General features: G+C 65.2%; 9 protein-coding genes. 7 read left to right on the forward strand and 2 right to left on the reverse strand.

Translation table 11 applies throughout. From position 1 onward, the window contains the following. Positions 1-881: LysR family transcriptional regulator (locus VFW79_RS01445; RefSeq protein ID WP_329675542.1), on the reverse strand; the 881-nt coding region annotated here is incomplete at its 3' end. A 143-nt stretch (positions 882-1024) separates the two neighbouring features. Between VFW79_RS01445 and VFW79_RS01450 the strand changes: the two genes are divergently transcribed. The 7 genes from VFW79_RS01450 to VFW79_RS01480 are packed head-to-tail and all read left to right on the forward strand — an operon-like array spanning position 1025 to position 7653. Next, the gene (locus tag VFW79_RS01450; protein WP_329675543.1) at positions 1025-2053 is read left to right on the forward strand and encodes an amidohydrolase family protein; all 1029 of its coding nucleotides are present in this window, start codon (positions 1025-1027) and stop codon (positions 2051-2053) included. A gap of 12 nt (positions 2054-2065) precedes the next feature. Beyond that, entirely contained in the window at positions 2066-2758 is a 693-nt protein-coding gene (gene ligK, locus VFW79_RS01455; protein ID WP_329675544.1) for a 4-carboxy-4-hydroxy-2-oxoadipate aldolase/oxaloacetate decarboxylase, read from the forward strand. Then, on the forward strand, positions 2755-3699 hold the full coding sequence (locus tag VFW79_RS01460) for an amidohydrolase family protein (protein ID WP_329675545.1): 945 nt from the start codon (positions 2755-2757) through the stop codon (positions 3697-3699). The genes ligK and VFW79_RS01460 overlap by 4 nt, the downstream gene beginning before the upstream one ends. Before the next feature lies 1 nt (position 3700). Continuing rightward, the gene (locus tag VFW79_RS01465) at positions 3701-5002 is read left to right on the forward strand and encodes a protocatechuate 4,5-dioxygenase subunit alpha/beta (RefSeq protein ID WP_028270764.1); all 1302 of its coding nucleotides are present in this window, start codon (positions 3701-3703) and stop codon (positions 5000-5002) included. 31 nt (positions 5003-5033) lie between these two features. After that, positions 5034-5987 (forward strand): Gfo/Idh/MocA family oxidoreductase, encoded by a 954-nt coding sequence (locus tag VFW79_RS01470; RefSeq protein ID WP_197024932.1) that lies wholly within the window; start codon positions 5034-5036, stop codon positions 5985-5987. A gap of 26 nt (positions 5988-6013) precedes the next feature. Continuing rightward, the gene (locus VFW79_RS01475; RefSeq protein ID WP_329675546.1) at positions 6014-6958 is read left to right on the forward strand and encodes an aldo/keto reductase; all 945 of its coding nucleotides are present in this window, start codon (positions 6014-6016) and stop codon (positions 6956-6958) included. Further along, complete coding sequence (locus tag VFW79_RS01480; protein WP_329675547.1) at positions 6955-7653, forward strand: substrate-binding domain-containing protein; 699 nt, start codon at positions 6955-6957, stop codon at positions 7651-7653. Before VFW79_RS01475 ends, VFW79_RS01480 begins: the two co-directional genes overlap by 4 nt. A 738-nt stretch (positions 7654-8391) precedes the next feature. Here VFW79_RS01480 and VFW79_RS01485 read toward each other — a convergent pair. Then, positions 8392-9600 carry an IS110 family transposase gene (locus VFW79_RS01485; protein ID WP_329675548.1) on the reverse strand — a complete coding sequence of 403 codons (1209 nt, stop codon included), beginning with the start codon at positions 9598-9600 and terminating at the stop codon, positions 8392-8394. Positions 9601-10014: the final 414 nt, after the last annotated feature.

Genomic DNA, 10014 nt, shown 5'->3' on the forward strand with positions numbered 1-10014 from the left:
ACCGCATCAAGCACCAGCGAGCGGAACCATCGCTGCGCCTGCGAGAGGCTGGCCTCGCGCCGCGTATACAACTCCACCGGTGTGCTCTGCGCGGGCCAGGGCAGCTCGGCGATGCGAAGGCGGGGGAACCAGCCGCAGAACACCCCCGCTACATGTCGGGGCAGCAGGACGACCAGATCTGTCGCCTCGAGCACGGCAGGCACGGTGCCGTATTCCTCCATGGTCAGCACGACCTGGGACATCAAGTCGTGTTCGGTCAGCGCCTGCACGGGATACACGTGCCCGCCACGGGCGGAGACCCGCACAAAGCGCCTTCCCGCGAACATGTCAGGCCCGGTCGGGGGCAGCGGATGCGCCCCGGACGACAGCGCCACGTATTCGACCGAACGCACGTGCGTCCTCCACAGCCGGGGTGTGGCGATCCGCGACACGGTAAGTGCCAGATCGATGGTGCCGCGGATTAGCGCGCTCTCAACCTCGTCCGAATCGAGCCGTTCTACCTGTATCCGCGGATCGGCGCCGACCCGCCCGAGGGCGGTCATGATCGGTGGGAGGAACGTCTGTTCACCGATCGAGGTGAGTCCGAGGACGAGTTCGCCGCTGAATCCGGTCGGTTCGAACACGTCCGATCCCATGACGGTCGCGTCTATCTGTGCCAGGGCGTTGTGCAAGGGCCCAAACAACTGCGTCGCCTTCGCGGTCGGCACCATGTCGTTCCCTTCGCGACGGAACAGCTCGTCGCCGAACCGCTCCCTGAGCCGCTTCAGGGAATAGCTGACCGTGGGCTGTGTCACGTGTAGGCGCCTGGCGGCGCCCGTGACGCTGCGCAGCTCGTAGAGCGTGACGAATGTCCGGAGCTGGTTGAGGTCGGTGAACGTCATGCCATAGATGATATCAATGGCTTTGTCTTTGCATATCTATTGGACCACAGTGGCGAACACCCCTAGAGTCGGTTTGGGGCAGCACTGATCCAACGAAGTGCAGCTACTCGCACCGCTAACACTTAGTGACAAGGACGACACGCGTGATTATCGACATCCACGGCCACTACACCACAGCTCCAACACAGCTCGGAGCCTGGCGTGATCTGCAGATCGCATTCACTGAAGGACGCGCGGACGCTCCTGACCCTGCAACCCTGCGCATCAGCGATGACGACGTCCGTGAGACCATCGAGGCCAACCAGCTCAAGCTCATGAACGAGCGCGGCAGCGACGTCACCGTCTTCAGCCCTCGTGCCTCGTTCATGGCGCACCACATCGGAGACCTCGCTGTGAGCGAGACCTGGGCCCGGATCTGCAACGACTTGTGCGCCCGCGTCAGCGAGCTCTACCCCGAACGCTTCCTGGTGGGGGCGATGCTCCCTCAGTCCCCCCGTGCTGATCCCGCGACGAGCGTTGCCGAGCTTACCCGCGCCGTCGAGGAACTCGGCGCTGTCACCGTGAACCTTAACCCCGACCCGTCCGGCGGCAACTGGACGTCCCCGCCGCTGACCGATCGCTCGTGGTACCCGATATACGAGAAACTCGTCGAATACGAGATCCCGGCGATGGTGCACGTCAGCACGTCGTGCAACCCGGCCTTCCACACGACCGGAGCGCACTACCTCAACGCCGACACCACCGCGTTCATGCAACTGCTCCAGGGCGACCTGTTCCGCGACTTCCCCGATTTGAAGCTCGTGATCCCTCACGGCGGCGGCGCCGTTCCCTACCACTGGGGGCGCTTCCGTGGGCTCGCAATGGCGCTGGGCAAGCCCGAAATCGAGGAGCACCTGCTGAACAACGTGTTCTTCGACACCTGCGTGTACCACCAGCCGGGCATCGACCTTCTCACCAAGGTCGTCCCGACCGAGAACATCCTCTTCGCGAGCGAGATGATCGGCGCCGTCCGCGACGTCGACCCGCGCAGCGGACACTACTTCGACGACACCAAGCGGTACGTCGACGCCACCACGAACCTGAACGACGCGCAGCGCGCGCAGGTGTTCGAAGCCAACGCCCGCCGTGTCTACCCACGGCTTGACCGCGCCCTTACTGCGCGCGGACTCTGAAAGGACCATCAATTGCGACTGAACAACCTAGGCATCGTCCGCACCAACATCGAACGTCCGGATCCCGCGGACGTCAAACGGCTTTCGCAGTTCGGCGTCGCCACTATCCACGAGGCGATGGGGCGAGTCGGGCTCCTGCGCCCCTATATCCGGCCGGCCTACACCGGCGCTAAGCTCTGCGGCCCGGCCGTGACGGTGCTGCTGCAGCCTGGTGACAACTGGATGTTCCACGTCGCCGCCGAGCAGGTGCAGGAAGGCGACGTGATCGTCGCCGGATGCACCACCGAGAGTGAAGACGGCTTCTTCGGTGAGCTGCTCGCGACTTCGCTCACCGCGCGCGGCTGCAAGGGCCTCGTCATCGACGGCGGCGTGCGCGACGTCGCCGACCTCGAGAAGCTGGACTTCCCGGTATTCTCTCGCGCGATCAACTCGAAGGGCACCGTCAAGGCGACCCTCGGATCGGTGAATATCCCCGTAGTGGTCGCGAACGCCGTGGTGAACCCTGGCGACGTGGTCGTGGCCGATGTCGACGGCGTCGTGGTTGTCCCGCGCGAGCTTGTCGGAGCGGTGGCAGACGCCAGCCAGAAGCGCGAGGATAACGAGGAGGCCAAGCGTCATCAGTTCCGCGAGGGCGTGCTGGGCCTCGATATCTACAACATGCGCGAGCCGCTGGCCAAGGCCGGCCTCGAGTACGTGGAGGCATGAGCACCATGGCGCACGGGGACACCAGCGGCGGCTTCGAGAAGTCGCCCGGATGGCTCGACTGGTACGACGGGCCCTCGACTCCGACGTTTCGCGTGCCCGCAGGCGCGGTGGACGCGCACTGCCACGTCTTCGGCCCGGGTGAGCAGTTCCCGTACGCGCCGGAGCGCAAGTACACTCCGTGCGACGCCTCGGCTGAGCAGCTGTTTGCGCTGCGCGACCACCTCGGCTTCGAGCGCAACGTGATCGTACAGGCCACCTGCCACGGCGCCGACAACCGCGCCCTCGTCGACGCGCTGCAGCGCAGCGAGGGTCGCGCACGCGGTGTCGCCACGGTTCGCCGGGACGTGACCGATGAGGAGCTCGCCGAGTTGCACGCCGCCGGCGTCCGGGGCGTGCGCTTCAACTTCGTAAAGCGTCTGGTCGACCGGGTGCCGACCGAGTCGCTCGACGCGATTGTCGCGAAGATCGCCCCGCTCGGCTGGCACGTGGTCATCTACTTCGAGGCCGAGGATCTGCCCGAGCTGTACAACTTCTTCTCGGCGATCCCCACCGACCTCGTCGTCGACCACATGGGTCGCCCCGACGTGACCAAAGACCCGAACGGTCCCGAGTTCGAGCTGTTCCTGCGCTTCATGCGGGAAAACCCGAACGTCTGGACCAAGGTTTCCTGCCCCGAGCGACTCTCGAGCAGCGGCCCGCGCGCGCTCGACGGCGAGCAAAATGCGTACACCGATGTCGTGCCCTTCGCGCGTCGCGTCGTCGAGGAGTTCCCCGATCGCGTGCTCTGGGGCACCGACTGGCCGCACCCGAACCTGAAGGATCACATGCCCGACGACGGGCTCCTGGTCGACTTCATCCCGCACATCGCACCGACCCCCGAACTGCAGCACAAGCTGCTCGTAGACAATCCCGCCCGCCTCTACTGGCCCGAAGGAGTATGACATGACGCTCGACAAACCGTACAAAGACGTACCCGGCACCATCATTTTCGATGCTGAGATGGCCCGCAAGGGTTACCACCTCAACCAGTTCTCGATGTCGCTGATGAAGCCCGAGAACCGCGAGCGCTACCTCGCCGACCGCGAGGCCTATCTCGACGAGTGGCCGCTGAGCCCCGCCCAGCGGCAGGCGGTGCTCGACATGGACCTGAACGCCATGATGGCCGAGGGCGGCAACATCTACTTCCTCAGCAAGATCGGCGCCACGCACGGCCTGAGCTTCCAGCAGATGGCTGGCTCGATGACCGGCATGAGCGAGGCCGCCTACCGAGACATGATGATCGGCGGAGGCCGTCGCCCCGAGGGTGTGCGGCTGAAGGATCTCGACGGATGGACCCCTCCCGCGCCGGCCGAGAAGTCCGAGGTCATGCGCCCCGATGCGCCGGCGAAGTACACGTCTGCGTTGTTCACCTCGCACGTGCCTGCGATCGGCGCGGCGATGGATCACGGCAAGACCGAGGAGCCTTACTGGAAGAAGGTGTTCAGCGGCTACGAGTGGACCCGCAAGTGGGCCAAGGAGAACACCCCCGACGTCGTGATCCTGGTCTACAACGACCACGCCACCGCGTTCGACTCGTCGATCATCCCCACCTTCGTGCTGGGCACCGGCGCGGAGTACCCGGTCGCGGACGAGGGCTATGGCCCCCGCCCTGTGCCCGACGTCAAAGGCTATCCCGAGTTGGCCGCACACATCGCTCAGTCCGTGATCCAGGATGACTTCGACCTCACGCTCGTCAACGAGATGGTCGTGGACCACGGGCTTACGGTGCCGCTGTCGCTCGTGTATGGCGATGTCGAGGAATGGCCCGTCAGGGTCATCCCCCTCGCCGTAAACGTGGTGCAGTACCCGGTGCCGTCCGGACGTCGCTGCTACGAACTCGGGCGTGCGCTCCGCCGTGCGCTGGACAAGTGGGACGGCGAGCCGCTCAATGTGCAAATTTGGGGAACCGGCGGAATGAGCCACCAGTTGCAGGGCCCGCGCGCCGGCCTCATTAACGAGGAGTGGGACAACGCATTCCTTGACCACCTCATCGCCGACCCCGTAGGCCTGACAGAATGGCAGCACATGGAGTACGTCGACGAGGCCGGCTCCGAGGGCATCGAGCTGGTCGACTGGCTCATCGCGCGCGGTGCGATGGATGATCAGTTCCAAGGCGAGAGCCCCGAGGTGAACCACCGCTTTTACCACGTGCCGGCGTCGAACACCGCCGTCGGCCACCTTGTTCTCACGAACCCGACCGACTGACCGCATCCGCATCCGCAACTAAGGAGCCCCCATGACTGACAAGATCCGTGTGGCCGTCGTCGGCGCCGCAGGCGCCTTCGGCATGAAACATCTCGACGGCCTGATGAACATCCCCGATGCCGAGGTGACCGTCGTCAGCGGCACGCGGCCCGAACCGACCCGGGCAGTTGCCGAGAAATACGGCGTCGAGAACGCCGTTGTCGGCCTGGACGCCGTGCTCGAGCGCGACGACGTCGACGCAGTGATCCTTGCGACGCCCACGGGGCTCCACGCGTCTCAGACCCAGGCGGTGCTCGCCGCCGGCAAGCACGTGCAGGTCGAGATTCCGCTGGCCGACTCGCTCGCGGATGCCGAGGCAGCGCTTGAGGCGGCTGAATCATCCAATCGCGTCGCAATGGTCGGCCACACCCGCCGCTTCAACCCCTCGCACCAGTTGGTACATAACCGGATCGCGTCGGGCGAGTTCAACGTGCAGCAAATGGACGTGCAGACGTACTTCTTCCGCCGCAGCAACACGAACGCGAAGGGCGAGGCCCGGTCCTGGACGGACCACCTGCTGTGGCATCATGCCGCGCACACCGTCGACTTGTTCGCCTACCAGGCAGGCAAGATCGTGCAGGCGAACGCGGTCCAGGGCCCGATCCACCCCGAACTCGGCATCGCGATGGACATGTCGATCCAGCTCAAGAGCGAGTCGGGCGCGATCTGTACGCTGTCGCTGTCGTTCAACAACAACGGCCCGTTCGGCACGTTCTTCCGCTACATCGGCGACACCGAGACTTACATCGCGCGTTACGACGATCTCTACAACGGCCGTGAGGAGCCGATAGACGTGTCGCATGTCGCCGTAAGCATGAACGGTATTGAGCTGCAGGATCGTGAATTCATCTCGGCTATCCGCGAGGGACGCGAGCCGAATTCGTCGCTTCGCCAGGTGATCGACTGCTACCGAGTGCTCGGCTCGCTTGAGAAGCAGCTGGCGTGAGGCTACCACCCACCGGTCTGGGCTGTATGTCGCTGAGCCACGCGTACGGCGTCCCCCCTTCCCGTGACGAGGGGCTGGCGATGCTGCGCGCCGCTCTCGATGAAGGCATCGGGATGCTCGACACGGCAACACTGTATGGCGGCGGCCGCAACGAAGAGCTTGTAGGTGCTGCGATCGCGGGGCGCCGCGATGAGGTCTTCCTGGCGAGCAAGTGCGGGATGGCGTCCGTCGATGGCGTGAAAGTCATCGATGGACGTCCCGATACGCTGCGCGCACAGGTCGATGCTTCGCTGACCCGCCTTGGCGTCGATTACATCGATCTGTACTACCTTCACCGGTGGGACAAGAAGGTGCCGATCGGCGATAGCGTCGGGGCGTTGGCCGAGATGGTCGCGGCGGGCAAGATCGGCGCAATCGGCCTGTCCGAGGTGTCGGTCGCGCGACTGCGCGAGGCGCAGGAAGTCACCCCTATCGCGGCAGTGCAGAACGAGTACTCGTTGTGGAGTCGCAATGCCGAGCTTGGCATGCTCGACGCCACCCGCGAGGACGGCGTGACTCTGGTTGCGTTTTCACCGGTCGCAAGGGGTTTCCTCGCCGATGCAATCAAGGACCCAGGTGAGCTGTCCCAGAACGACATCCGCCGCGGCATGCCGCGCTTCCAGCCCGAGCACTGGGGTGCGAATGCGGCGCTGCTGGCCTCCTGGCGTCAGCTGGCTGCGGAGGCCGGTTGCACCCCAGCACAGCTCGCGCTGGCCTGGCTGCTCTCCCGCGGAGATCACGTTCTGCCGATCCCGGGAACAACGAGCGTCGCGCACCTGCGTGAGAACATGGCGGCGGCCGACATCACTGTCGACGGCGCGCTGCTGACGCGGGCCGGCGAGCTGATTGGCACGGATACCATCTCTGGCGCGCGATATGCGCCAGCCTCTGCTGCCGAAGTAGACGCCGAGACTTTCGAGGATGCCGCATGAGGGCTATCTCGTCGATGGCCACCCGCCTAGTTCTCGCCGACCTCGCTGAAGCTGCAGCCGGGGCGGGGCTACCGCTTCTGCAGCTCGAATCCGAAGGCGGAGTGAACGCCGCCCAGCGGGTGACCGCCGGCGAGTCGTTCGACCTTGTGTTCCTCGCCGAGGACGCTCTCCAACGCCTCGCTGCCGAGGGGCACGTCGATCCGGCATCCATCGCCCCGATCGTACTGTCGGAGGTCGCCGTAGGCGTGCCCACACGCAGCGCCGATGCAGCCACACGTTCCGAAGGCACGGCCTTTGCCAATGCCGATGAGCTTCGCAGCGCCCTGCGCACGGCATCCCGCATCGGATACTCCACCGGTCCGAGCGGCACCGAACTGTTGCGAATGATCGACCACTGGGGCATGACCGATGAGGTCCGCGACCGGCTGGTGCAGGCCCGTCCAGGCGTGCCCGTGGCGCGCCTGCTCGCCGAGGGCGAGGTCGATCTCGGCCTGCAGCAGCTCAGCGAGTTGGTGGGGCAGCCCGGCGTGCGCATCCTCGGCGTCCTCCCCGCCGACTGCGCGATCAGCACGGTCTTCGCGGGTGCTGTCGCGACATCCTCCAGCGACGCGGCAGGCGCTGCGGAAGTGTTGGCCTTCTTCCGCTCCGACCTCGCCGCGTCCATCAAGTCCTCGCACAGCTTCAGCACGCCCTGAGGTCCTGCGTGACGGATTGGCTGATACGGGGTCCTGCAGACGTTACACCGATCCGAGGCGCGCGCAGACGACCGTAGAGAGCGAACGGGTGACGCGCGTCCTGCTGATTCCGGGTGCGCCTTGATGCACGTGTGCGAAGTCTGGTCCCCGTACCTTGCGTTGTTCATGGTCTTCCTGCCCAGCGCGTGCCCTCACGGGCACGGTGATGTCTGAGCTCTTCCGACGGTTGCGCGCTGTGACGGCGTCAGAGTGACGCACAAGGTGGCCATTTCCCGTTCGGTTGAACCACTCCCCCTATCAGCCAGATCTGGTGAAGGACACCGGCAACTCGTTCGCGCCGGCGTTCCATCTCATGTACTTCTCTGCGGTGGCGCTGTTTGCGCTCACCAGGACACGGGAGACCGCCGCACGTCTACGGCTCGGATCAGTTCCGGCGGCAGTGAGCAGCGAAGAAGGCCACCAACGAGCACGTCACTCCCCCGCGATGCTTCTGATACCCGTCCCCAGTGGCTCCGGATGACGAAGCCTGCACTAATCACGCCCCTGGGTCAGGGTCATTTCGACGGCCTCGCGGAACAACGCAGCGTCGGCCTCAAAGTTGCAGCTCACGCTGGGGATGGAAATTTGCATCCTTGCCTTCTGGGTTTCGCCAACTGAACGGAGGCGTCATGCCGCTCCATTCCCCCACTTCCATGAACGACCAGAAGCAACTTCGCTGTTTGATGCTCCTATGTCTCGTCAAGCGGCGTTAAGCCATTGCCGGTAGGCGGTTGTTAGTGCGGTGTCGTGGAGTTTTCCACGTTCAATTTCTGATATCCGGGCGGGTTGGACTCCGAAGTGGTTGGCGACGGTTTGAAGGGTGATGGCGCGTTGGAGCCGAGCGGGGCGAAGGTCCTCGGTTGCCGGGGTGGTAGGCGGGTTGGTCAGGAGCCGGTAAACCTCGCGGGCGATGGCGCGTTTGAGACAGCGGAGGGCTTCCTTGGTGCCTTTGCCTTCGCTGGTTCGTTTCTGGATGTAGGCCCTGGTGCGTGGTTCGCTGTTCATCCGGGTCAGGGCGATGCGGTGGAGCGCTGCATTGGCTTGACGGTCTCCGCCTCGGTTGAGGCGGTGGCGGTTGGTCTTGCCGGAGGACGCCGGGAGGGGGCTGGTGCCGCAGAGGGCAGCGAACGCGGCTTCGTTCTTGATCCGCTCCGGGTTGTCCCCAGCGGTTACCAGCAGTTGCGCCGCAGTCACGATGCCGATGCCCTTGGCCGCGAGCAGGGCCGGAGAGGTGGCCTGGACGAGGGCGCGCAGCTGGTCGGTGGCTTCGTCGATCTCTTCAGTGAGGCCGTGGTGGCGGCGGGCGAGGTGGCGCAGGGCAATCAGGGTGGCAGCCTCGGTCCCGGCGAGCACTTCACCCGGGCGGACGCGGCGCAGGGCCTCGAGCAGAGCTTTGCCGGTGTGCCGGGCGAGTTTCTCGCGCTGGGCCGCAGGGGCTGTGACCAGAACGGCCTTGATTTGGCGCAGCACGTTCGCCCGGGCCTGCACGGCCGAGTCACGCACCAGGTGCAGGACACGGATCGATTCCACGGGACCGTTAGCGTGTTTGGGTGCCGGCAGGTCATCGTGGGCAAGAGCTTCCCGGGCGGCGGCCACCGCGTCCAGAGGGTCGGATTTGCCGCGCAGGCGCCGCGCGGCCCTGTTGGGGCGGATGATTTCTGCGACGTCGAACCCGTTCCGGTGCAGGTGGCGGGCCAGGCCTGCCCCGTAGGAGTTGGTGCCTTCAACCCCGAACCGCACCGGTTCACCGTACGCCAGGGCGAACTCTGCCAAAGCCGCATAGCCTGCCCGGTCTGCCCGGAACTGCCGGTCTGCCAGCAATTCGCCGGTCCCTGCGTCCAGGACCGCCGCGTGATGGGTGTCCGCGTGCGTGTCGACGCCGACGAGAACCGTGCGTTGATTTGTCATGATGGAAGTGCCTTTCGCTCGAGCGCGGGGGCAACACCGGCCGGGCGGGCAGACAAGACGTTGATGGGGCCTCTTGGCCAGGCTCCTATAAGGTCATGTCCGCCCGGTCAGCGTGCACAGGACGTACTCCGCCGCCGGGTGGACAGATCAATTCCAAGGCACCAAACACAGGCCAGTCATTCTGCGGGTCACACCCAACAGCGAAGTACTTACATCATCAACGTCATTCTGATCCCGATCATCGCTGGGCGGGTCCTCCACGCAACCAGGGCGCTCCGCCCCGCTCACGATTTAAAGTTGCAATGTCGGTCACTGTCAGGGTGAAACAGAACTCGCCGGCGTTGTTGCCGCCCTCATGACCGACCAGGTCGATCTCCACGAAGCCCGCGACCGCGTCGTCCCATTCTGCCCAGG

The organism is Cellulomonas sp., from assembly GCF_036279715.1.
GTDB lineage: Bacteria > Actinomycetota > Actinomycetes > Actinomycetales > Cellulomonadaceae > Cellulomonas_A.

Bases quoted from the DNA above. Each gene is read 5' to 3' on its own strand.
- VFW79_RS01460 (WP_329675545.1), top strand. From the start codon at position 2,755: ATGAGCACCATGGCGCACGGGGACACCAGCGGCGGCTTCGAGAAGTCG.
- VFW79_RS01475 (WP_329675546.1), top strand. From the start codon at position 6,014: ATGTCGCTGAGCCACGCGTACGGCGTCCCCCCTTCCCGTGACGAGGGG.
- VFW79_RS01465 (WP_028270764.1), top strand. From the start codon at position 3,701: ATGACGCTCGACAAACCGTACAAAGACGTACCCGGCACCATCATTTTC.
- VFW79_RS01485 (WP_329675548.1), bottom strand. From the start codon at position 9,600: ATGACAAATCAACGCACGGTTCTCGTCGGCGTCGACACGCACGCGGAC.
- VFW79_RS01470 (WP_197024932.1), top strand. From the start codon at position 5,034: ATGACTGACAAGATCCGTGTGGCCGTCGTCGGCGCCGCAGGCGCCTTC.
- VFW79_RS01480 (WP_329675547.1), top strand. From the start codon at position 6,955: ATGAGGGCTATCTCGTCGATGGCCACCCGCCTAGTTCTCGCCGACCTC.